This is a genomic window from Streptomyces sp. NPDC027185 (assembly GCF_055567035.1).
On sequence record NZ_JBVHRF010000002.1, the window covers coordinates 784,771 to 806,183 of the forward strand.

Annotated in this window: 20 protein-coding genes; 10 read left to right on the plus strand and 10 right to left on the minus strand. The window is 74.1% G+C overall.

From position 1 onward, the window contains the following. Positions 1 to 70: 70 nt before the first annotated feature. Positions 71 to 1,144, plus strand: coding sequence for an alkene reductase (locus tag ACZ4M8_RS08630; RefSeq protein ID WP_467604582.1), 1,074 nt, complete (start codon positions 71 to 73; stop codon positions 1,142 to 1,144). A gap of 82 nt (positions 1,145 to 1,226) precedes the next feature. Here ACZ4M8_RS08630 and ACZ4M8_RS08635 read toward each other — a convergent pair whose 3' ends face one another. Further along, positions 1,227 to 2,510, minus strand: a complete 1,284-nt coding sequence (locus ACZ4M8_RS08635; RefSeq protein ID WP_467604583.1) for a L,D-transpeptidase — start codon at positions 2,508 to 2,510, stop codon at positions 1,227 to 1,229. Between the two features lie 333 nt (positions 2,511 to 2,843). Beyond that, complete coding sequence (locus ACZ4M8_RS08640) at positions 2,844 to 3,191, minus strand: hypothetical protein (protein WP_467604584.1); 348 nt, start codon at positions 3,189 to 3,191, stop codon at positions 2,844 to 2,846. A gap of 107 nt (positions 3,192 to 3,298) precedes the next feature. Between ACZ4M8_RS08640 and ACZ4M8_RS08645 the strand changes: the two genes are divergently transcribed. Continuing rightward, entirely contained in the window at positions 3,299 to 3,661 is a 363-nt protein-coding gene (locus ACZ4M8_RS08645; protein ID WP_467604586.1) for an LAETG motif-containing sortase-dependent surface protein, read from the plus strand. A gap of 178 nt (positions 3,662 to 3,839) precedes the next feature. Here ACZ4M8_RS08645 and ACZ4M8_RS08650 read toward each other — a convergent pair whose 3' ends face one another. From ACZ4M8_RS08650 to ACZ4M8_RS08665, 4 genes are all read right to left on the minus strand, one after another. Next, complete coding sequence (locus ACZ4M8_RS08650) at positions 3,840 to 5,030, minus strand: GGDEF domain-containing protein (protein WP_467605319.1); 1,191 nt, start codon at positions 5,028 to 5,030, stop codon at positions 3,840 to 3,842. 296 nt (positions 5,031 to 5,326) lie between these two features. Then, positions 5,327 to 6,115 (minus strand): enoyl-CoA hydratase/isomerase family protein, encoded by a 789-nt coding sequence (locus ACZ4M8_RS08655; RefSeq protein ID WP_467604588.1) that lies wholly within the window; start codon positions 6,113 to 6,115, stop codon positions 5,327 to 5,329. Between the two features lie 118 nt (positions 6,116 to 6,233). Then, the gene (locus tag ACZ4M8_RS08660) at positions 6,234 to 7,532 is read right to left on the minus strand and encodes an adenylate/guanylate cyclase domain-containing protein (protein ID WP_467604589.1); all 1,299 of its coding nucleotides are present in this window, start codon (positions 7,530 to 7,532) and stop codon (positions 6,234 to 6,236) included. A 193-nt stretch (positions 7,533 to 7,725) separates the two neighbouring features. Continuing rightward, the gene (locus tag ACZ4M8_RS08665) at positions 7,726 to 8,658 is read right to left on the minus strand and encodes a biotin--[acetyl-CoA-carboxylase] ligase (RefSeq protein WP_467604591.1); all 933 of its coding nucleotides are present in this window, start codon (positions 8,656 to 8,658) and stop codon (positions 7,726 to 7,728) included. A gap of 130 nt (positions 8,659 to 8,788) precedes the next feature. On the opposite strand from ACZ4M8_RS08665, the gene ACZ4M8_RS08670 reads away from it, so the two are divergent. From ACZ4M8_RS08670 to ACZ4M8_RS08685, 4 genes are all read left to right on the plus strand, one after another. Next, complete coding sequence (locus tag ACZ4M8_RS08670; protein ID WP_467604593.1) at positions 8,789 to 10,378, plus strand: acyl-CoA carboxylase subunit beta; 1,590 nt, start codon at positions 8,789 to 8,791, stop codon at positions 10,376 to 10,378. A 26-nt stretch (positions 10,379 to 10,404) separates the two neighbouring features. Beyond that, positions 10,405 to 10,611: an acyl-CoA carboxylase subunit epsilon gene (locus tag ACZ4M8_RS08675; RefSeq protein ID WP_467604595.1), complete on the plus strand. Its 207-nt coding sequence runs from the start codon at positions 10,405 to 10,407 to the stop codon at positions 10,609 to 10,611. Positions 10,612 to 10,749: 138 nt separating this feature from the next. Beyond that, entirely contained in the window at positions 10,750 to 10,878 is a 129-nt protein-coding gene (gene mmpB / locus ACZ4M8_RS08680; protein ID WP_399086702.1) for a morphogenic membrane protein MmpB, read from the plus strand. Positions 10,879 to 11,008: 130 nt separating this feature from the next. Next, positions 11,009 to 11,620, plus strand: a complete 612-nt coding sequence (locus ACZ4M8_RS08685) for a Maf family protein (protein ID WP_467604597.1) — start codon at positions 11,009 to 11,011, stop codon at positions 11,618 to 11,620. Between the two features lie 92 nt (positions 11,621 to 11,712). Here ACZ4M8_RS08685 and ACZ4M8_RS08690 read toward each other — a convergent pair whose 3' ends face one another. Next, positions 11,713 to 12,174: a hypothetical protein gene (locus ACZ4M8_RS08690; RefSeq protein ID WP_467604599.1), complete on the minus strand. Its 462-nt coding sequence runs from the start codon at positions 12,172 to 12,174 to the stop codon at positions 11,713 to 11,715. Positions 12,175 to 12,658: 484 nt separating this feature from the next. Here ACZ4M8_RS08690 and ACZ4M8_RS08695 point away from each other — a divergent pair, with 484 nt between their 5' ends. Beyond that, a complete protein-coding gene (locus ACZ4M8_RS08695; RefSeq protein WP_467604601.1) occupies positions 12,659 to 14,428 on the plus strand; it encodes an acetyl/propionyl/methylcrotonyl-CoA carboxylase subunit alpha in 1,770 nt (589 codons plus the stop codon). Positions 14,429 to 14,552: 124 nt separating this feature from the next. On the opposite strand, the gene ACZ4M8_RS08700 is transcribed toward ACZ4M8_RS08695, so the two are convergent. Continuing rightward, positions 14,553 to 15,737: an alpha/beta hydrolase gene (locus ACZ4M8_RS08700; protein WP_467604603.1), complete on the minus strand. Its 1,185-nt coding sequence runs from the start codon at positions 15,735 to 15,737 to the stop codon at positions 14,553 to 14,555. A gap of 347 nt (positions 15,738 to 16,084) precedes the next feature. Here ACZ4M8_RS08700 and ACZ4M8_RS08705 point away from each other — a divergent pair, with 347 nt between their 5' ends. Beyond that, complete coding sequence (locus ACZ4M8_RS08705; RefSeq protein ID WP_467604606.1) at positions 16,085 to 16,744, plus strand: TetR/AcrR family transcriptional regulator; 660 nt, start codon at positions 16,085 to 16,087, stop codon at positions 16,742 to 16,744. Positions 16,745 to 16,929: 185 nt separating this feature from the next. Here ACZ4M8_RS08705 and ACZ4M8_RS08710 read toward each other — a convergent pair whose 3' ends face one another. Then, positions 16,930 to 17,874: a DeoR/GlpR family DNA-binding transcription regulator gene (locus ACZ4M8_RS08710; RefSeq protein WP_467604607.1), complete on the minus strand. Its 945-nt coding sequence runs from the start codon at positions 17,872 to 17,874 to the stop codon at positions 16,930 to 16,932. Positions 17,875 to 18,111: 237 nt separating this feature from the next. After that, the gene (locus ACZ4M8_RS08715; protein WP_467604609.1) at positions 18,112 to 19,557 is read right to left on the minus strand and encodes an NAD(P)H-quinone dehydrogenase; all 1,446 of its coding nucleotides are present in this window, start codon (positions 19,555 to 19,557) and stop codon (positions 18,112 to 18,114) included. Positions 19,558 to 19,671: 114 nt separating this feature from the next. On the opposite strand from ACZ4M8_RS08715, the gene ACZ4M8_RS08720 reads away from it, so the two are divergent. Both ACZ4M8_RS08720 and ACZ4M8_RS08725 read left to right on the plus strand, forming a co-directional pair. After that, on the plus strand, positions 19,672 to 20,109 hold the full coding sequence (locus ACZ4M8_RS08720) for a gamma-glutamylcyclotransferase family protein (protein ID WP_399086723.1): 438 nt from the start codon (positions 19,672 to 19,674) through the stop codon (positions 20,107 to 20,109). A gap of 384 nt (positions 20,110 to 20,493) precedes the next feature. Continuing rightward, the gene (locus ACZ4M8_RS08725) at positions 20,494 to 21,315 is read left to right on the plus strand and encodes a purine-nucleoside phosphorylase (protein WP_467604611.1); all 822 of its coding nucleotides are present in this window, start codon (positions 20,494 to 20,496) and stop codon (positions 21,313 to 21,315) included. The last annotated feature ends 98 nt before the right edge of the window (positions 21,316 to 21,413 follow it).

Consider the following 21,413-nt stretch of genomic DNA (forward strand, 5'->3'; position numbering starts at 1 on the left):
ATCGATGTGAGGTTTTAGCGTAGCCGCGTGTCCGAAGCACGGGCACCGCGGATTCCGAAGGAGCCCGGACGTGACAACCCTTTTCTCCGGTTACCGGCTCGGTGAACTGACGCTCCCCAACCGGGTGGTGATGGCCCCGATGACCCGGGTCCGGGCCGCCGCGGGCGGACTGGCGACCCCGTCGATGGCGGCCTACTACGCCCAGCGCGCCACCGCCGGACTGCTGATCAGCGAGGGGGTGCAGCCGAGCCTGATCGGGCAGTCCAACCCGGGGACGCCGGGGCTGTACACCGACGAGCAGGTGGCGTCGTGGCGCCCGGTGACCGACGCCGTCCACACCAACGGCGGCCGGATCTTCGCCCAGATCATGCACGGCGGCCGGGTCTCCCACCCCGAGACCACCGGTACGCAGCCGGTCGGCCCCTCCGCCGTCCCCGCCACCGGCGACGTGTTCACCCCGTCCGGGCGGCAGCCCGCCCCGATGCCGCGCGCCCTGGAGACCGCCGAGGTGCCCGAGCACGCGCGGTCGTACGCGCTGGCCGCCCGGCGCGCGGTCGACGCGGGCTTCGACGGGGTGGAGCTGCACGGCGCCAACGGCTATCTGATCTCGCAGTTCCTCTCGTCCAACGCCAATCTGCGGACGGACCGATACGGCGGACCGGTGGCGCACCGCATCCGGTTCGCGGTCGAGGCGACCGCCGCCACCGTCGAGGCGGTCGGCGCGGCCCGGACCGGTATCCGCCTCTCCCCCGGCACCGGCTTCTGGGGCGTCGAGGACCGCGACGTACCGGAGCTGTACGCCGCCCTCCTCGCCGAGCTGGCCCGCCTGGACCTCGCGTACATCCATCTGGAGGCGACCGCCGAGGAGGAGCTGCTGCTCGCGCTGCGCCGGGCCTGGCCGGGCGCGCTGATCATGAATCCGGTCCTGCCGATGGGCGCGAAGCAGACCGGACGGGACGACGCCGACCGGTGGCTGGGCCTGGGCGCCGACCTGATCAGCTTCGGCCGCGCCTACCTCTCCAACCCCGACCTCGTCGAGCGGCTGCGCGCCGGCCACCCGCTGGCCCCCGCCGACGAGGCCACGTACTACGAGGGCGGGGACGCGGGCTATCTGACGTATCCGGCCTACCGGTACACGGCCTGACGCGGGGCCGGGGCGGAGAGCGCCGAGCGGCGACCGGGTCGGTCCGGTCGCCGCTCGGCGGTGCTCGCGCGGGGGGGTCGCGTCAGGAGGCGGCGCCGCCCAGGGCGCTGCCGGCGATCCACCGCTGCCAGTCCATGTTCCAGCCGTTGAGGCCGTTGTCGGGCTGGATGGTGCGGTCCGGGGAGTTGACCATGGTGACGACGTCGCCGACCAGCGAGTGGTTGTAGAACCACGCACCGTCCGTGGACGGGTCGCCGGCGCCCTTCGCGTCCGCCAGGCCGATGCAGCCGTGGCTGGTGTTGACGGCGCCGAAGATGCCCTTGCCCCAGTAGTTGCCGTGGATGAAGGTGCCGGAGGTCGACAGGCGCATGGCGTGCGGCACGTCCGGGATGTCGTACTCGCCCTTGCCGTCGTTGTTGGTGAAGCCGACGGTGGAGCCGTCCATCCGGGTCTGCTCGTACTTCTCGGAGATGACCATCCGGCCGTTGTACGTCGGGTGGTCGTCGCTGCCGGCCGAGACCGGGATCGTCTTGAGGACCTTGCCGTCGCGCACCACCGTCATCAGGTGGGTCTTCGCGTCGACGGTGGAGACCTGGGAGCGGCCGACGTTGAAGTGGAACGTCTTGTTCTGGATGCCCTGCACACCGGGCGACGCCTGCACACCGTCGAGCGCGAGCTTCACGGTGATCTCGGAGTGGGCCTTCCAGTACTCCTGCGGACGGAAGTCCAGACGGGTGTCGTCGAACCAGTGGCCGACGGCCTTCTGGTTGCTGCTGGAGGCGACGGTGATCGCGGACTCGACGGCCTTCTTGTCCTTGACCGGCTTGTCGAAGTGGATCGAGACCGGCATCCCGACGCCGACGGTCGCGCCGTCCTCGGGCGTGAAGGTGCCGATGAAGCTGTTGGCCGGGGAGACGGTGGTGAAGGTGGAGTTCTCGACCGCCTTGCGGCCCGCGGAGTCCACGGCATGCGCGGTGATCTTGTACTTCGTCGCGCGGGCGAGGTCCGACGACGGCGTCCAGGACGTGCCGTCGGCGGAGAGCGTGCCGCCGACGCTCTTCTTCGACTCGACGGCGGTCATGGTGACGGAAGTGAGTTTGCCGCTCTTGACGGTGACCTTCGCGTCCTTGCTGATGCCCGCGGTGGAGGCGCCGTCCTTGGGCGTGATCTTGATCTTCGCGTCCGAGGCGTCCTGCGCCGCGGCCTCGTCGACCTGCTGAGACTTCTCGTGCGCCGGGGTGGAGCCGCTGCTCGCGTGGCTGTCGCCGCCCACGCCGCTCGCACTGCCGCAGGCCGAGAGCACGACCACGCCCCCGGCCAGCGCGGCGGTGGCTATGAAGCCCTTGCGGCGCTTGCTGTCCGTCATCACACGCTTCTCCATTGATCCGATAGGAATCCCCGAGCAGCAGACCGGGTGCAGCCTCCCCGGCCGACGTCCAGGAAACGCCACTTTCCCCATGGTTCGCGCCGGATACGGACAAAGTGTGGGGAACGACACGCAATGCGGGCACACGCCCACGAGACGTTCCGATCATGCTCCCGCCGCTCCACAGAGCGGCGGGCCCGCCCCGCGCCGGGCACGGCAACGGCCCTCGTACGACACCTGCCGTACGAGGGCCGCGAAGGCGCCGGGAGGGGAGCGCGGGGGCTCCCCAAGGGGCGCGCGGACAGGGTCACGCTCCGTGCGGACGGACCCGGATCAGACCTCCTCCTCGACGGGGAGGGAGTCGCCCGCCAGCTCCCACTCATCGGCGTCCCACGCCGCGTCCGGGTCGTAGTCGCCGCGCTCCTCGCAGCTCCAGGACGCCTGCGCGAGGGCGGTGCCGGGGACCGCGGTGACCAGGTCGGACGGGTCGACGAGGTGGGCCAGCGCCTCCGCCGGGTCCTCGCGCACCGCCTCCTGCGCCTGATGACGCCCGCCGTCCGGGAGGGAGGGGTCGGCGGCGACGTGGTCGAGGGCCGCGGCGGTCAGCAGACCGGTGTCGGTGACCTCCATGACCAGTTCGATATGAAGCCGTACAAACCGTGATGTCTCGCCATTGCTCATGGGACGGAGGGTAAGCACTCCGGGGCCTGACTTTCCCGCGACCCGCTGCGGTCACTAACATCTGAGGTCAGCGGCCAATTCGCCGGACCTGCAAGGGGGATTGTTCTGTGACCGCACGCCGACCACTGCTGACCGCCGCAGCCGCGGGGTCGGTACTGATCGCCCTGTGGTTCGTCCCGTCCGCGCACGCGATCGTCTCCCCCGAGGACGCCCCCGCCACCGGCGCGCGGACCACCACCGCCACGGTCCCGGACGGCGGAGCCCGAGGCTCCGATGCGGTGACCGCCGACCGGGGCAACGCCCTCCGCAGCGGCTCGGGCGCGCGACCCGACGGCGCCGCCGGCCGCTCCCTCGCCGAAACCGGCTCCCCGGACACCACCCCGTACGTCATCGGCGGTGCCGCCTGCCTCGCCCTGGGCGCCGGACTGGTCAGCTACTCCGTCCGCCGGAACCACGACCGTACGTACTGAGCCCGCGCGACACCTGTTCCGGCCTGCGCGAGATCGGGCCTGACGTACGCGGAGGCGTCGCGGCGGGCCTCGCAGAAGCACCTTTGGCCCGGCCCGCACGGGGCGTTCCGGCCGGTCCCCGCGTCAGGAGCGCGACGGCCCGCCGCGGCCCGGCCCCGTGCCGCGCGCCCCACCTCCCTCACCGCCGGAACCGGCGCCGTTCCGTACCCGGCCGGCGCTCCGGGGTGTCGGCGAGGCGGACGACGGGGTCGTCCGGGCCGCCGTGGCGGCCTGCCACCACCGGCACCGCCGCTCGGGCGGCCTTGGCGCGGTACTGCGCGGCGTCGGCGAGGCGGAAGAGGCGGCGGGCGGTGCGTACCGGGCCGATCGGGTCGCCGGTCGAGGCGACACCCACCGCGACACCGTCGCCGATCCCCAACTCCGCTGCCCGCAGGCAGAGTTCGGCGGCGACTCCGACCACGTCGTCGGGGGGCGGGCCGACGGCGAGGAGACAGAACTCGTCGCCGCCGAGCCGGGCGGCGAGGGTGCCGGGCAGCCGGGCGCCGCAGAGTGAGAGGACCGAGCCGAATCGTTCCAGCAGCCGGTCGCCGACCGCGTGGCCCTGGGAGTCGTTCACCCGCTTGAGGCCGTTGAGGTCGCAGACCACCAGGCTCACCACGGCCGCCTCCCGGCGGTGCGCCTCCAGCGCCTCGTCCAGCCGCATGTCGACGGCGCGGCGGTTGGCGAGTCCGGTCAGCGCGTCGGTGAAGGCCAGCCGGCGGGCCTCCGCCAGCCGCTCGGTCTGGGCGATCCCGGCGGCGGTCACGGCGGCCAGCACCGTCGCGAACTCCGCGTCCGCCGCGCCGAACACCGGCTCTCCCGCCGCCCGCGCCACGTACAGCTCGCCCCACGCGCGCCCGCGCAGCACCAGCGGCGCCACCACGCAGCAACCGCGGCCACGGCGGCGCAGCGCGGCCGCCCGCCGCCGGTTGGCGCTCCCGCCGCCCTCCGGGGCGACGGCCGTCACCTGCGCCGGGGCGCCGGGCAGCGGCGCGTCCTGGGGGCGGGCCGCCGCGGGCACCACGGCGAGCGGCGCACCGCCCGCCGCACCGGCCCCGTCGGCGCGCTCCACCCACGCGCCGGGGCCGCCGCCCGCCGCCCGGCGCTCGCCCCGCAGGCCGACGATCTCCGGGAACTCGTGCACCGGGTACGACTCGTCCTCCGGGAACTCCTGCTCGCCTTCGGCGAGTTCGCCGACGTTGACCAGCACCCGCAGCTTTCCGCGTTCGCGCTCCCATTTCGAGATCGCGGCGAAGGAGCCGCCCAGCGCCAGCCGTACGCTCTGCGCCGCGGCGTGGGCGGCGTCGCGTGGTGCGTGCGCCGCCGCCATCGCCTGCGCCAGTTCCACCACGGCCCGCAGCTTCGCATCGCCCTCATCCGTCACCGGGCCCTCACATTCCGTAACCGTGAGCACACTCTGTACTACAGCGTAGGAATGTTTAACCCCTTTCGCCCCTTACGCGCGGCTCCCACACCCGGAGGTCATCCTCACCCACGGTGATCCACCCGCGTCCCGCGGAACCGGCGGGGCGGACGGGGGCGCGGACCGGCGGCCACGGGGAGCGCGCCCGCGCACGCCGGGCGCCCCCGCGCTCCCCCGGGACGCGGCCCGGCCCACCCCGCGTCTCACTCCCCGGGCCACTCCGGGTCCCGCTTCTCGTTGAACGCCGCGACGCCCTCCGCACGGTCACCGGAGAAGGCCACGGAGCGCCAGGCGGCGTCCTCGACCTCCAGTCCGGCACGCAGATCGAGACCGTGGCCCAGCCGCATCGCACGCTTCGCGGCGCGCAGCCCCACCGGTGAGTTCCGCGCGATCCGCGCGGCCAGCTCCAGCGCCTCCGTACGGTCCGCGCCGACATCCACGAGCTGATCGACCAGTCCCAGCCGTACGGCCTCCTCGGCGCGCACCCGCCGGGCGGTGAAGACGAGTTCGGCGGCGCGCGCCGCACCGACCCGGCGCGGCAGCAGCTGCGTACCGCCGCCCCCGGGGATCACGCCCACCGACACCTCCGGCAGCCCGACCACCGCACTGCCGTCGGCCACGATGAGATCGCAGGCCAGCGCCAGTTCGAAACCGCCGCCGAGCGCGTAGCCGTGCACCGCGGCGACGGTGGGCTGCGGCAGCTCCAGGACGCCGGTGTAGGCGGCGCGGGTGCGCGGGCGCTGCCGCAGCAGGTCCGCGTCGGTGAAGGAGTTGCGCTCCTTGAGGTCGGCGCCGACGCAGAACGCCCGCTCGTGGGTGGAGGTGAGGACGACCGCCCGTACGGTGGTGTCGGCGGCGAGCGCGGCGCACGCCTGCGCCAGCGCGTCGGCCATCGCCGTCGAGACCGCGTTCATCGCCGCGGGCCGGTCCATGACCAGCTCCGCCACCCAGCCGTGCCGCTCCACACGGACCCATTCGCCGAACCGCTGCATACGACCCTCCCGGTTAACGACCGTTGATTCGGTTCCGCCGGGATCATGTCAGCTCGGCACGGACCGGAACAGGGCCGACCGGCCGGGAGGGCACCCGGGCCGCCCCGGGCGCGCCGTCTCAGCCGCGCCGGGTCAGCTGCCAGGGCTCGATGACGCCCAGCCCGCGCACCGGCCGCTGGTACATCGGCTGGAGCGCGAAGCGGTACGTCGGCAGCTCCGGTGTCAGCCCGCTCGCGGCGGCCTCGGCCGCCGCCTTCTCCGCCGCCGCCGCGGCCGCCTCCGAGACCGGGGCGTCGCCGGTACGCCCCAGCTCCTCCGCGAACGCCTGGTCGACGAAGACCGCGTCCTTCGGCGCTATCGACGTCAGCCGGCTGGCGAGGTTGACGGTCGTGCCGAAGACATCGCCCATCCGTGTCGTGACGGTGCCGAAGGCGATACCGACGCGCAGCTCCGGCATGGTCTCGTCGTGCGTCATCGTCTCGATGAGCCGCAGCCCGATCTCGGCGGCCACCCCGGCGTCGTCGGCGGAGAACAGCACCTCGTCGCCGAGCGTCTTGATCAGCCGGCCGCCGTGCGCCGCGACCAGGTCGGAGCAGGTCGTCTCGAACGCCTCGACCAGCTCGCCCAGCTCCTCCTCCTCCAGCCGCCGGGTCAGCCGGGTGAAGCCCACCAGGTCGGCGAAGCCGACGGCCAGGCGCCGGTCCACCATCTCGTCGTCGTCCTGCGCGCGCACGACCCGCCCGGTGGCGGCCGCCAGCTGCCGCCGCCAGACGTACACCAAGAACTCCTCCAGCTCCGGCAGGAGGAGTTCGACCAGCGGATACGTGATCTCCGTACGGGTCATACCGGAGTCCTGGGGCTCGGTGAGGCCCTCCAGGAAGGAGTCGATCTGCCAGTCCGCGAGACGGGCGGTGGTCTGGCCCGTGGAGCGCGCCACCTGGACGGCCATCGCTTCGCTCAGCAGTCCGGCCTCGACCAGACCGGCCAGCCGCCTCAGCGCCAGCACATCGGCCTCGGTGAGCGCCTTGACCTGCCCGATGTCGGCGAAGCCCATGGCCCGCCAGAACCGGGCCGCCAGATCCATCGAGACCCCGGCGCTGCGGGCCGCCTGGAACGGCGTGTAGCGGCGGTCGGCGCCGAGGATGAGCTGCTCCAGGCGGATGGCGATGGTGTCGTCGGAGTCGGCAGCCGCAGACGGCGCCGCCGACGCCGCCGGGGCCGACGGGCTCGCGCCCGGCGCCGCGGAGCCCGCGCCGGGCGCCCCGGGCGGGGGCTCGTCCGCGGTCGCGGAGGCCGCCGCGCCGCCGGGGCCCCGCTCGCCGGGGCCGTCGTCGGATGCGGCGGCGCCGGAGCCCGTGGCGGGTCCGTCCGGCGTGGCCGCGCTCTCGGGCGGTCCGCCCGCGTCGCCGGCGGTCACCGCCCGCTCCCTGTCCGCTGCCTGCGCACTGCCCTTCCGATCACTGCTCGCCGGTGGCCCGCTCCCCGGCGGGCCGCCTCAACGATACGGCAGGTGTGCTCTGGCTCACTCTCCCGTGCCCGGTCAGGGGCGTCCGCCCGGCGCCGCTGCCCGGCGTTTCGGCCACCGGCGCCGCCGTGCGCAAGGGCGCAGGTCAGCTGTAGCCGCCGCCCGCGTCCGGCCGCAGATGGACGATGTCACCGGCGCCCACCGGCTGCTGCACGCCCTCCTCGGTCGCGAGGATCAGCCGCCCGTCGCCGTCGAGCGCCACCGCCTCACCGCGCACCACCCGGTCACCGGGGAGTTCGGCGCGGACCGTACGCCCCAGGGTCGCGCAGCCCGCGGCGTACGCCTCCTGCACCCCGCTCGCGCCCGGGTCGCCGTCCGCGTCCTGCCAGGCGGTGTACCAGGTCTCCAGGGAGCGCAGGACGGCCCGCAACAGGGTGTCGCGGTCGGTGGTGTGCGCGCCGGCCAGGGCGAGGGAGGTGGCGGTGGGCACCGGCAGCTCGTCCGCGCGCAGCGAGACGTTGAGGCCCATCCCGAGGACGATGCCGTCCCCGGCGCGCTCGGCGAGGATGCCGCCGGCCTTCCGCTCGGCGCCGTCCACGGTCAGCAGGACGTCGTTGGGCCACTTGAGTGCGGTGTCCACGCCCGCCGCCCGGGAGAGCGCGGAGGCGACGGCGACCCCGGCGAGCAGCGGCAGCCAGCCCCAGCGCTCCTGGGGGACGCGCGGGGCCAGCACCACGGACGCGAAGATCCCCGAGCGGGGCGGCGCGCTCCACCGGCGGTCCAGGCGCCCCCGGGCCGCGGTCTGCTCCTCGGCGACGAGCACGGTGCCCTCGGGCGCCCCGGCGGCGGCGCGCAGCGCGAGGTCGGTGTTGGTGGAGCCGGTGGCGCCGACGACGTCGAGCGCGGTCCACAGGGAGCCGGGCCGCACCAGGGCGCGCCGGAGCGCCCGGACGTCGAGCGGCGGCCGTTCCAGATCGCTCCAGCGGCCGGCCCCGCCGGCACCCGACGCGCCGGTGCCGTCCCCGGGCTCGGGCGAGCGGCCGTCTTTGTCCTGGTTTTCCGGCGGTTGAGGTGTCATGGAACCAGCCTAGGTGTGGTCAACGACGCAGTGCCCCTGAGCACCCCCGCCGATACGCTACGAAGCGGTAGCAAGGCCGTACGTCTCCCCGTACGCGCACCAGTCCAGGACGAGCAGGAGCCGCATCCCGATGTCCGAGCCGGAAGCACACCTGACCACCACCGCGGGCAAACTGGCGGATTTGCAGCGGCGGATCGACGAAGCCACGCACGCCGGTTCCGCCCGCGCGGTGGAGAAGCAGCACGCGAAGGGCAAGTTGACCGCGCGCGAGCGGATCGACCTGCTCCTCGACGAGGGCTCGTTCGTCGAGCTCGACGAGTTCGCCCGGCACCGCTCGACCAACTTCGGGCTGGAGCGGACCCGCCCGTACGGCGACGGTGTGGTCACCGGCTACGGCACGGTCGACGGCCGCCCGGTCGCGGTGTTCTCGCAGGACTTCACAGTCTTCGGCGGCGCGCTCGGCGGCGTCTTCGGCGAGAAGATCGTCAAGGTGATGGACTTCGCGCTGAAGAACGGCTGCCCGGTCATCGGCATCAACGACTCCGGCGGCGCGCGCATCCAGGAGGGCGTGGTCTCGCTCGGGATGTACGGCGAGATCTTCCGCCGCAACACCCACGCCTCCGGCGTGATCCCGCAGATCTCCCTGGTCGTCGGCCCGTGCGCGGGCGGCGCGGTCTACTCCCCCGCCATCACCGACTTCACGGTGATGGTCGATCAGACCTCGCACATGTTCATCACCGGGCCGGACGTCATCAAGACCGTCACCGGCGAGGACGTCGGCTTCGAGGAGCTGGGCGGCGCCCGCACCCACAACGCCACCTCCGGCGTCGCGCACCACATGGCGTCCGACGAGAAGGACGCCATCGAGTACGTCAAGGCGCTGCTGTCGTACCTGCCGTCCAACAACCTCTCCGAGCCGCCCGCCTTCCCCGAGGAGGCGGACCTGGAGACGTCGGACCTGGACCGCGAACTGGACGCGCTGATCCCGGACTCGGCGAACCAGCCGTACGACATGGTCACCGCGATCGAACACATCCTGGACGACGGGGAGTTCCTGGAGGTCCAGCCGCTGTACGCGCCGAACATCCTCACCGGCTACGGCCGCGTCGAGGGTCACTCGGTGGGCATCGTCGCCAACCAGCCGATGCAGTTCGCCGGCACCCTCGACATCAAGGCGTCAGAGAAGGCCGCCCGCTTCGTGCGGACCTGCGACGCGTACAACATCCCCGTCCTGACCTTCGTGGACGTGCCCGGCTTCCTGCCCGGCACCGACCAGGAGTGGGACGGCATCATCCGCCGCGGCGCCAAGCTGATCTACGCCTACGCGGAGGCGACGGTCCCGCTGATCACCGTCATCACCCGCAAGGCGTTCGGCGGCGCGTACGACGTCATGGGCTCCAAGCACCTGGGCGCCGACCTCAACCTCGCCTGGCCGACCGCGCAGATCGCCGTCATGGGCGCGCAGGGCGCCGTCAACATCCTGCACCGCCGCACCCTCGCCGCCATCGAGGACCCCGAGGCCCAGGCCACCCGCCGCCAGGAGCTGATCCAGGAGTACGAGGACGCGCTGCTCAACCCGTACGTCGCGGCCGAGCGCGGCTACGTCGACGCGGTGATCATGCCGTCCGAGACGCGGCGGCACATCGTCCGCGGACTGCGCGCGCTGCGCAACAAGCGCGAGGCGCTGCCCCCGAAGAAGCACGGCAACATCCCGCTGTAGCCCGCGTCCCGAAGGAGGGCTTGACCATGATCAAGGTCGTACGGGGCAACCCCACGCCCGAGGAGCTGGCCGCCGCGCTCGCGGTGGTACAGGTCCGCGCCGCCGCTGCCGGGAGCGCCGAACCGGAGCCGGCGCCGGTCTCCGAGTGGTCCGACCCGGCGGCGCGCATCCCGGCCCACCGCACCCCGCACCCGGGGCCGCGCGCCTGGCGCACCAGCTACTGGCCGCGCTGACCGGCACCACCGGTATGTGAGGTACGTCGCACGCGTCGCGTTCGCCCTGCTCGTCCAGGTGCGGGCGTTCCGCTCGCGAGGGCGCCTGAGTACGCGTACTCAGGCGCCCGGACCGTCGCCGGGCGCAGGATCGGAACCATGCTGTGGTCCGATCCGCCCGACGAGCCTCCCGAGGAGCTGCGCCATGCGCAGAAACGGCTCCGCAGGCTGGGTCTGGTCATGGCGATCGCCTCGATGCTCACCATGGTGCTGCTGGCCGGGCGTTGACGTGTAATCGTTCCCGCCGCCCGTCGGACCGCTCCACGGCCGAGGACGTCCGCCAGGCCGCCGGCGGTTGCGCCGGACCGGTTGTCCACAGGCCTGCCGCGCCGCTCCGGCGCTCCGTACGATGGCGGGCATGACCGAAGAGCCCCGCCCCCGCCGTCTCGTCCTCGCCTCCCAGTCACCCGCGCGCCTGGGCCTGCTCCGGCAGGCCGGACTGGCCCCCGAGGTGATCGTCAGCGGGGTCGACGAGGACGCGCTCACCGCCCCCACCCCCGGCGAGCTGGCCCGGGTGCTGGCCGAGGCGAAGGCCACCGCGGTCGCCGCGCGCCCGGAGGCCGCCGGGGCGCTCGTCATAGGCTGCGACTCGGTGCTGGAGCTGGACGGCCGGGCGCTGGGCAAGCCCGCCGACGCCGAGGACGCCACGGCCCGCTGGAAGGCGATGCGCGGCCGCTCCGGCGTGCTGCGGACCGGCCACTGCCTCATCGACACCGCGAGCGACCGCCGCACCTCCGCCACCGCCTCGACGACGGTCCGCTTCGGCGAGCCCGACGACGCCGAGATCGCCGCCTACGTCGCCAGCGGCGAACCGCTCCACGTCGCCGGCGCGTTCACCCTCGACGGCCGCTCGGCCCCCTTCATCGACGGCATCGACGGCGACCCGGGCAACGTCATCGGCCTCTCCCTCCCGCTGCTCCGCCGCCTCCTGGGGGAGCTGGACGTCCGCGTCACGGATCTGTGGGCGTGAGCCCTTCGGACGGGGGGCGAGCGGCGGCGTAGGCCCGGCCCGACCCCGCAGGCCGGGCAGGGGCGGGCCACCGCCGCCGGGCGCCGCCGCGCTCACCCCGAAGCGGGCTCCGGGCCGCCGGCCTCCGGACCGGGCGCGGACTCCGGACCCGGCCCGGCGGGCCGTTCCCCGTACGCCACCAGCGTCAGCACCAGCAGGGCGAGGACGGCCATCAGGGCAGCGAAGGCGGGCCAGCCGAGCATGCCGACGGCGAAGGCGCCGAGGACCGCGTGGGCCACGGCGCAGACGATCAGCGCAATCCGGCCGAGGGTGCCGGGCGGGCGGTCGCGCAGCGCGGTGCGCAGCAGCACGGCGGCGCAGCCCAGGAGGCAGAGCGCGGCGAGGACGCCGGCGACCAGCGCGCCCGTGGTCATCGCGCCGGGCCGCAGCCCCGCCAGGGACATCTGCTGCCGGTCGACGACGATGCTCATGATCCAGTTCAGCAGGAGGACGCCGCCCGCCTCCAGGATCAGCACCACGGCCGCCACCGCCGCCACGGGTCTTCGCGCCGCCACCGCGCCACCTGCTTCCGTCCGTACCGGATGTGCCGCCGCCGGGCGCCGAGGGCCCGCCGCCGTGCGCCCGCGTCCTGCGGGCCGTGCCGTGTTACCGCGAGTACAGAAGACAGCGCGCACGCTACTAACGGGTAACGGCCGGGGCAAGAGGTGTGCGCACACGGAGGCGACGGGCCGCCCGGGGAACCGCGGGCGCCGCGCCGGGCGCAAACTTTCCTTCGCCCATTCGTAGGGACTCCACAAAGATTTGACGGACCGCCGTCCGATACAACGCAGAGAGCTAGACCACATCGAGCCGCTCGCCCGGCGCCGCAGAACCGGGCCTACCCTGGGCTGTCAGGGGGTCTTCCCCCTTCAGAGGCACACGTGCCACGCTCCGTGTGGGGAAGGTCACCTCAGGGAACGGGTCGGCACGCGGTGTCGCCAGTCCCTAAACTCGCTGCGTTCAGTGTGTTGCGGCGTAGCGCCCAGGAAGGACCCCATCGTGCGCAAGGTGCTCATCGCCAACCGTGGCGAAATCGCTGTCCGCGTTGCCCGTGCATGCCGGGACGCCGGAATCGGGAGCGTGGCGGTCTACGCCGAGCCCGACCGGGACGCCCTGCACGTCCGCGCGGCCGACGAGGCTTACGCCCTGGGCGGTGACACCCCGGCCACCAGCTACCTCGACATCGCCAAGGTCCTCCAGGCGGCCAAGGACTCCGGCGCGGACGCCATCCACCCCGGTTACGGCTTCCTCTCCGAGAACGCCGAGTTCGCCCAGGCGGTCCTGGACGCCGGGCTGACCTGGATCGGCCCGCCGCCGCACGCCATCCGTGACCTCGGTGACAAGGTCGCCGCCCGCCACATCGCGCAGCGCGCCGGCGCCCCGCTGGTCGCCGGCACCCCCGATCCGGTCTCCGGCGCGGACGAGGTCGTCGCCTTCGCGAAGGAGCACGGTCTGCCGATCGCCATCAAGGCGGCGTTCGGCGGCGGCGGGCGCGGTCTGAAGGTGGCCCGCACCCTCGAAGAGGTCCCGGAGCTGTACGACTCCGCGGTCCGCGAGGCCGTCGCCGCCTTCGGGCGCGGCGAGTGCTTCGTCGAGCGCTACCTCGACCGTCCGCGCCACGTCGAGACGCAGTGCCTGGCCGACAAGCACGGCAACGTCGTCGTCGTCTCCACCCGTGACTGCTCCCTCCAGCGCCGCCACCAGAAGCTGGTCGAGGAGGCCCCGGCGCCGTTCCTGAGCGAGGCGCAGAACGCCGAGCTGTACCGCGCGTCCAAGGCCATCCTCAAGGAGGCCGGTTACGAGGGCGCCGGCACCTGTGAGTTCCTGGTCGGGCAGGACGGCACGATCTCCTTCCTGGAGGTCAACACCCGTCTGCAGGTCGAGCACCCGGTCACCGAGGAGGTCACCGGCCTCGACCTGGTCCGCGAGATGTTCCGGATCGCCGACGGCGAGGAGCTGGGCTACGACGACCCCGCCGTGCGCGGCCACTCCTTCGAGTTCCGTATCAACGGCGAGGACCCGGGCCGGGGCTTCCTCCCGGCGCCCGGCACCGTCACCACCTTCGACGCGCCCTCCGGCCCGGGTGTCCGGCTGGACGCGGGCGTGGAGTCCGGCAGCGTCATCGGCCCGGCGTGGGACTCCCTGCTGGCCAAGCTGATCGTCACCGGCGCCACCCGTGAGCAGGCGCTCCAGCGCGCCGCCCGCGCGCTGGACGAGTTCACCGTCGAGGGCATGGCCACCGCCCTCACCTTCCACCGCGTGGTCGTCAAGGACCCGGCGTTCGCCCCCGAACTGACCGGCTCCGCCGACCCGTTCACCGTGCACACCCGGTGGATCGAGACGGAGTTCGTCAACGACATCCCGCCGTTCGCCGCTGCCGGCGGCGACGAGGCGGAGGCCGACACCCGCGAGACGGTCGTGGTGGAGGTCGGCGGCAAGCGCCTGGAGGTCTCGCTGCCGTCCTCGCTCGGGATGCCGCTGGCCCGCGCCGCGGTCGCCGGGGGCGCCAAGCCCAAGCGCAAGGCGGCGAAGAAGTCCGGCTCCGCCGCCTCCGGCGACACCCTCGCCTCCCCGATGCAGGGCACCATCGTCAAGGTCGCCGTCGAGGAGGGCCAGACCGTCGCCGAGGGCGAACTGGTCGTCGTCCTGGAGGCGATGAAGATGGAGCAGCCGATCAACGCGCACCGCGCCGGCACCGTCAAGGGCCTGGCCGCCGAGGTCGGCGCCGCCCTCACCTCCGGCGCCGTCATCTGCGAGATCAAGGACTGACGTCCGGCCGTACGCGACGGAAGGCCCCGGCACGGGTGTGCCGGGGCCTTCGCGTGCCCCGGGCGCGCGCCGGTCCGGCCGGGGCGCGTACGGGGAAGCCGCGCGCCCCGGCTCCGTCACGGCGTCACGACGCCCCCACCACGTCCTCCGGGAACGTCAGCTCCTTGCTCATCCACCGCAGCGCGGCGGGCAGTTCGCGGCGCCAGGTGGCGAAGTTGTGGCTGCCCCGGTCGAGGAGGACGGTGTCCGCCTGCATCGGCGGGCGGACGGCGGCCAGGAACTCCCGGGCCGCCGGGTAGTTCTTCTCGCCGTGGCGGCTGGTCCCGATCAGCACCGACACCCGCGGCGGCGGCAGATGGCGCAGCCGCCACACCAGGTCGTGCTCCTCACGGCGGCGCACCCGGTCCCGCCCGCCGCCGAAGAGATCGCCGGTGGTCGGATCCGGGGTGACCTTGTAGTCCGGGGAGAGCGCCGCCGCCGCGGTGTACGTCCCGGGGTGGCGCATGGCGAGCTGGAGGGCGCAGCTGCCGCCGGAGGAGTAGCCGAGGACGCCCCAGCCGCCGGGGTCGTGGCCGACCCGGTAGTGGGAGCGCAGGGCGTCCGGCACGTCCTGGGCGAAGAACGTCTCGGCCTGCGGCCCCCCGGGCACGTCGACGCACTGGGTGTCGCGCGGCGGAGCGATGGTGGGCCGCATCATCACGATGACGGTGGGCTGCGTCTGGCCGGAGCGCTGGAGCGCCGCCGCGGTCTGCGGCAGCCGCAGATGCTGTCCGAGCAGGTAGATGCCGCCCGGGTAGCCGCTGAGCGCCACGACGACGGGGAATCTCTGGCGGGCGTAGGCGGGCTGGAAGTACTGCGGCGGCAGGTAGACGTAGGCCGGGTCCACCAGGTGGGTGCGCTTGCCGACGATCCGTACGGTCTCGACCTTCCCGGCGGTGGCGGGCGGCCCCTTGGGCAGTCCGTGCACCTTGTCGAGCCCTTCGGGGCCGGACGGCTGGACGAGGCCCTGTGTCGGGTCCCCGGCGGGGCCCGCGCCCGTGGGCCCGCCCCATTTGGCGACCGCGCCGGGGGCGTCGTCGTAGAGCCCCAGCAGTTCGTGCCAGGAGCCGTAGAACTGGAAGTTGGCGTTGACGGCGAGGGCGAGGGCCGCGACGAGGGCGAGCTGGGTGGCGAGGAGGGAGCCGAGGCGGCCGAGGAGGGCCCGCGGCCCGCGCCCGGCGAAGCGCGGCCACAGCCGGCAGGTCAGCGCGACCGCGGCCAGGGCGGCCAGTACGGCGGCGTACAACAGCGGGCGGCTGGTCAGCCCCATGACGTCTTCCCCAGGTCCGGTGGGGCCGCCGGGGCGCGTGCCCGTGCCGACCCCGCGATGTGCCGGCGTCCGGGGCACGCACCGGCCCGGAACGCCGTGTTGCGCCAGGTTTGACGGTGCCGCGGGGCGCGGCGTTGCGGCGCGCCACGGTGTTCGGCGAGGTGTCGCCGGACGGCAACCGCGCATTGGGGCACGGGACGCCGCCCGTCCACCGGCGGGGCCCGGAGCCCCGCTCAGGGGCGCGCGCGACGGCCTCGTGCGCCCCCGGCGGGCGGCCCGCCGCGGCCCCGGTCAGTGGCATCCTGGAGCCACCGGGCCGGGACCGGCCGGGACGAGGAAGGACGGCGATGGCGACCGAGACGGCAGGGCGGCGGCCGGCCGCACGACGGAGCGAGGCGGCGGCCGGTGCGGCACCCGCCCCGCGCCCCATGCGGGCCGACGCCCGGCGCAACTACGAGCGGCTGCTGGCCGCGGCCCGTACCGCCTTCATCGAGCACGGCACGGACGTCTCCCTGGAGGAGATCGCCCGCCGCGCGGGGGTCGGCATCGGCACCCTCTACCGGCACTTCCCGCACCGTACGTCACTGATGGGCGCGGTCTTCCAGAGCGAGGTGGACGCGCTGCTGGCGCAGGCGCGGGAGCTGGCGGACGCGCCGCAGCCGTGCCGGGCGCTGGTCGAGTGGCTGCGCGCGATCATCACCCATGCCGGTACGTACCGGGGGCTGTCGCGGGCGCTGATGACGGCGACGGCGGACGAGAGTTCCGGTATGGCGCGGTGCAGTGTGCCGATGCGGGAGGCGGGCGGCGCGCTGCTGGCCCGCGCGCAGCGGACCGGCGCGGTCCGGCCGGACGTCACCATCGGCGACCTGATGCAGCTGACGAACGGCATCGCGCTGGCCGCCGAGGAGTCCCCGGACGACCCGCTCCTCGCCGACCGTCTGCTGACCCTCACCCTGACCGGTCTGAAGGCGGACGGGAGCGACTGCGCCGGGGAGCCGGGCGCGTAACGGGAGCGGCGGGCGTGCCGGGCGGCATAGCCGGAACGCCGCGGACGGCCGGGGCTCCGCCGCCACAAACACCTCGGCGGCACCCGCCCGAAGGGGGGCGCGTACCGCCGAGGTGCCGGAGGCCGGAGCGGGCGTACTGAGACCTCCCGGGGCCCCGCGGTCGTGCCGCCGGGCCCCGGGACGTCTCAGCGGCGCCGGGGGGCGAGATCGGCGACGCGGGGCCCGTCGCCCAGGGAGGCGGAGCGCAGGGTCGGGGCCGCGCCACCGGGCGGGTGGTTGCGGCGCTGGCCCGGGAGCGGGACCTCCCGGCGGTGGCCGCGCCGGTCGGGGGCGCCGTCCGCCGTGGCGGCGGTGCCGGTGACGGCGATCTGTACGCCCTGGTCGGCGAGGGCCTGCAGCTCCGTCGCCGCCCGGTCGTCGTGGGGCGGGGGCTCGTCGGTGACCAGCCGGGTGATGAGGTCCGTCGGCACGGTCTGGAACATCGTGTCGGCGCCGAGCTTGGTGTGGTCGGCGAGGACCACCACCTCACCCGCGGCCTGGACGAGGGCCCGGTCGACGCTGGCGGAGAGCATGTTGGACGTGGAGAGACCGCGCTCGGCGGTCAGCCCGCTGCCGGAGAGGAAGGCGCGGGAGACCCGCAGCCCCTGGAGCGACTGCTCCGCGCCGCTGCCGACCAGCGCGTAGTTGGAGCCCCGCAGCGTCCCGCCGGTCATGACGACCTCGACGCGGTTGGCGTGGGCCAACGCCTGGGCGACCAGCAGGGAGTTGGTGACGACGGTCAGGCCGGGCACCCGCGCGAGCCGGCGGGCCAGCTCCTGGGTGGTGGTGCCGGCACCGACGACGATGGCCTCGCCTTCCTCCACGAAACCGGCGGCGAGATCGGCGATGGCCGTCTTCTCCGCGGTCGACAGGTGGGATTTCTGGGGCAGACCGGATTCCCGGGCGAGCCCGCCCGGGAGGACCGCTCCGCCGTGCCGGCGGTCGAGGAGCCCTTCCGCTTCCAGCGCGCGTACATCCCGGCGCACGGTCACTTCGGAGGTCTGGACGACACGGGCGAGCTCCCGGAGCGACACCGCTCCGTTGGCCCGCACCATTTCAAGGATCAATTGGCGACGTTCTGCAGCGAACACGAAACTGACAGTAACGCCAACGACCGTCTGTTTTCAGCAGGTTGCACCAATTAACGGAAATTGTGCACGGCGCGAGCGGGCGAGTGGTATAGAAGGCTCCTACCCCGAACTCCCGCCCGGCAACGGTGACATGATCGCAGGTCAGCGCCGAACACCCGGCAGTGGTCCGCCGCGCCCCTCACCCGACGCGCGCACCCGGGGCACAAACGTACCCACCGTCCGCGCCCCGCGGGGCTGCTACTCGTTCGCCGCCTTACGGGTGTGCAGCTGCCGGGCGACCTCGGCGAGCGAGCCGGACAGCGACGGGTAGACCGTGAAGGCGCTGGCGATCTGCTCGACGGTGAGGTTGTTGTCGACGGCGAGCGCGATCGGGTGGATCAGCTCGCTGGCGCGCGGCGAGACCACCACACCGCCGACGACGATGCCGGTGCCCGGACGGCAGAACAGCTTCACGAAACCGTCGCGGATGCCCTGCATCTTGGCGCGCGGGTTGCGCAGCAGCGGGAGCTTGACCACCCGGGCGTCGATCTTGCCCGCGTCGACGTCCGCCTGGGAGTAGCCGACAGTGGCGATCTCCGGGTCGGTGAAGACGTTGGCGGAGACCGTCCGGAGGTTCAGCGGCGCCACCGCGTCGCCGAGGAAGTGGTACATCGCGATACGGCCCTGCATCGCGGCGACCGACGCCAGCGCGAAGACGCCGGTGCAGTCGCCCGCGGCGTAGACGCCGGGCGCGGAGGTGCGCGAGACGCGGTCGGTGCGGATGTGCCCGGAGTCCTTCATCTGGACCCCGGCCTCCTCCAGGCCGATCCCGGCGGTGTTGGGGATGGAGCCGACGGCGACCAGGCAGTGGCTGCCGGAGATCGTCCGGCCGTCGGCGAGCGTCACCTCGACGCGGTCCCCGACCCGCTTGACGGCGGCGGCGCGGGAGCGGGCCATGACGTTCATCCCGCGGCGGCGGAAGACGTCCTCCAGGACGGCGGCGGCGTCCGGGTCCTCGCCGGGCAGCACCCGGTCGCGGGAGGAGACGAGCGTGACGCGGGAGCCGAGCGCCTGGTAGGCACCGGCGAACTCGGCGCCGGTGACACCGGAGCCGACCACGATCAGCTCCTCGGGCAGTTCGTCGAGGTCGTAGAGCTGCGTCCAGTTCAGGATGCGCTCGCCGTCGGGGAGGGCGTCGGGGATCTCGCGGGGGTGCGCGCCGGTGGCGATCAGCACCGCGTCGGCGACGAGGGTCTGCTCGGTGCCGTCGGCGGCGGTGACCGTGACCTTGCGGGAGCCGTCCGTGGCCTGCCCCGGCTCCAGCCGGCCGCGACCGCGCAGCACGCGGGCGCCGGCGCGGGTCACCGAGGCGGTGATGTCGTGCGACTGGGCGAGCGCGAGGCGCTTGACACGGCGGTTGACCTTGCCGAGGTCGACGCCGACGACGCGGGCGGGCCGCTCCGGGTCGGGCGTGCCGTCCTCGACGATGATGCCCAGCTCCTCGTACGAGGAGTCGAAGGTCGTCATCACCTCGGCCGTCGCGATGAGAGTCTTCGACGGGACGCAGTCGGTCAGCACCGACGCCCCGCCCAGACCGTCGCAGTCGACGACGGTCACCTCCGCGCCGAGCGAGGCGCCCACCAGGGCCGCTTCGTATCCGCCGGGTCCGCCACCGATGATCACGATCCGAGTCACGCTCTCCATTGTCCCGCACGCCGCGCGGTGCTTCCCGGCGGGGTGCGGCGGGCGGCGGATTTACCGGCTCCGGATCCTCGGTTCCCCAGGAGCCGGGCGGTCCGCCTCCCGTACCCTCGAACCATGTCGCTCTACGCCGCGTACGCCGGCAACCTCGACGCGCGGCTGATGTCCCGCCGCGCACCGCACTCCCCGCTGCGCGGCACCGGCTGGCTCAACGGCTGGCGGCTCACCTTCGGCGGTGAGCAGATGGGCTGGGAGGGCGCCCTCGCCACCATCGTCGAGGCCCCGCGCTCCCAGGTGTTCGTCGCGCTCTACGACATCGCGCCGATGGACGAGGACTCCATGGACCGCTGGGAGGGCGTCGGCCTCGACATCTACCGCCGGATGCGGGTGCGGGTGCACACCCTCGACGGCGAGGAGCCCGCGTGGCTCTACGTCCTCAACGGCTACGAGGGCGGCCTCCCCTCCGCCCGCTACCTGGGCGAGATCGCCGACGCCGCCGAGTCCGCGGGCGCCCCGCACGACTACGTCATGGAGATGCGCAAGCGGCCCTGCTGAGGGACGCGGACCGCGCGGGCGACCCGGCCGGGCGGTGCCCGGGGCGGGTGGGACGCATGGCCTCGGACGGGCCGGACGCATGACCTCGGGCGGGCCCGGTCCGCTCCGCACCTCTCCCTGGCGACGGCACGACGACGGGGCCTCCCGGGCGGGCCCCGGAGGGCGTCCCCGGAGGGCGTCCCCGGAGGGCGTCCCCGGAGGGCGTCCCCGGAGGGCCCCGGGCTCCGCCTCGGGTCCCGCCCCGGGAAACACCCGGAACCCCCGCGCCTCCCCCGGCCCTCCCGGTTCCCCCGTCCGGCCCGCGCACCCCCTCCACCAGCGCCTTCCGACCCCGTCCCCGGCGGCATCTACGCGCGTAGGAGATTTCCCGCTACCCTCGTCGGCGTGAACGCATCTGTTACCACGGACCCCGCCCGCGACCCGCAGGCCGCCGCCGGGGACGCCGCCGCCCGCCTGCGCGAACTCACCGGTGCCGCCAGCCATGACGTCGCCCTGGTCATGGGCTCGGGCTGGGCCCCGGCCGCCGAGGCGCTGGGCGCGCCCGAGCACGAGTTCCCCGTCACCGAGCTGCCCGGCTTCCCGCCGCCCGCCGTCGAGGGCCACGGCGGCAAGATCCGCTCGTACCGCACGGGTGACAAGCGCTCGCTGGTCTTCCTCGGCCGTACGCATTACTACGAGGGCCGCGGGGTGGCCGCCGTCGCGCACGGGGTGCGGACCGCCGTCGCCGCCGGGTGCAGGACGATCGTGCTCACCAACGGGTGCGGCGGTCTGCGCGACGGGATGCGTCCGGGTCAGCCGGTGCTGATCAGCGACCACCTCAACCTCACCGCCACCTCCCCGATCGAGGGCGCCCGCTTCGTCGACCTGACGGACCTGTACTCGCCGCGGCTGCGCGCGCTGTGCAAGGAGGTCGACCCGACCCTGGAGGAGGGCGTCTACGCGCAGCTCCCCGGGCCGCACTACGAGACGCCCGCCGAGATCCGGATGCTCCGTACGCTCGGCGCCGACCTGGTCGGTATGTCGACGGTGCTGGAGGCCATCGCCGCCCGTGAGGCGGGCGCCGAGGTGCTGGGCCTGTCCCTGGTGACCAACCTCGCCGCGGGCATGACCGGCGAACCGCTCAACCACGAAGAGGTCCTCCAGGCCGGCCGCGACTCCGCGACGCGGATGGGCAGCCTGCTGGCCAAGGTGCTCGGCAAGCTCTGAGCCCCGGCGGTCCCGGGCCGGACGGCCGGGGCGGGCGCCACGCCCGGCCCGCCGCCCGCCCCGGGCCCGTACGCCGTCCCCGTACGCCGCCGGGCGCC

What these genes read in the sequence shown, in the direction of transcription:
- ACZ4M8_RS08655 (WP_467604588.1), bottom strand. Translation starts at nt 6,115, where the DNA reads ATGCAGCGGTTCGGCGAATGGGTCCGTGTGGAGCGGCACGGCTGGGTG.
- ACZ4M8_RS08650 (WP_467605319.1), bottom strand. Translation starts at nt 5,030, where the DNA reads ATGGCGGCGGCGCACGCACCACGCGACGCCGCCCACGCCGCGGCGCAG.
- ACZ4M8_RS08670 (WP_467604593.1), top strand. Translation starts at nt 8,789, where the DNA reads ATGTCCGAGCCGGAAGCACACCTGACCACCACCGCGGGCAAACTGGCG.
- ACZ4M8_RS08720 (WP_399086723.1), top strand. Translation starts at nt 19,672, where the DNA reads ATGTCGCTCTACGCCGCGTACGCCGGCAACCTCGACGCGCGGCTGATG.
- ACZ4M8_RS08705 (WP_467604606.1), top strand. Translation starts at nt 16,085, where the DNA reads ATGGCGACCGAGACGGCAGGGCGGCGGCCGGCCGCACGACGGAGCGAG.
- ACZ4M8_RS08685 (WP_467604597.1), top strand. Translation starts at nt 11,009, where the DNA reads ATGACCGAAGAGCCCCGCCCCCGCCGTCTCGTCCTCGCCTCCCAGTCA.
- mmpB (WP_399086702.1), top strand. Translation starts at nt 10,750, where the DNA reads ATGCTGTGGTCCGATCCGCCCGACGAGCCTCCCGAGGAGCTGCGCCAT.
- ACZ4M8_RS08715 (WP_467604609.1), bottom strand. Translation starts at nt 19,557, where the DNA reads ATGGAGAGCGTGACTCGGATCGTGATCATCGGTGGCGGACCCGGCGGA.
- ACZ4M8_RS08665 (WP_467604591.1), bottom strand. Translation starts at nt 8,658, where the DNA reads ATGACACCTCAACCGCCGGAAAACCAGGACAAAGACGGCCGCTCGCCC.
- ACZ4M8_RS08700 (WP_467604603.1), bottom strand. Translation starts at nt 15,737, where the DNA reads ATGGGGCTGACCAGCCGCCCGCTGTTGTACGCCGCCGTACTGGCCGCC.
- ACZ4M8_RS08635 (WP_467604583.1), bottom strand. Translation starts at nt 2,510, where the DNA reads ATGACGGACAGCAAGCGCCGCAAGGGCTTCATAGCCACCGCCGCGCTG.
- ACZ4M8_RS08640 (WP_467604584.1), bottom strand. Translation starts at nt 3,191, where the DNA reads ATGAGCAATGGCGAGACATCACGGTTTGTACGGCTTCATATCGAACTG.
- ACZ4M8_RS08675 (WP_467604595.1), top strand. Translation starts at nt 10,405, where the DNA reads ATGATCAAGGTCGTACGGGGCAACCCCACGCCCGAGGAGCTGGCCGCC.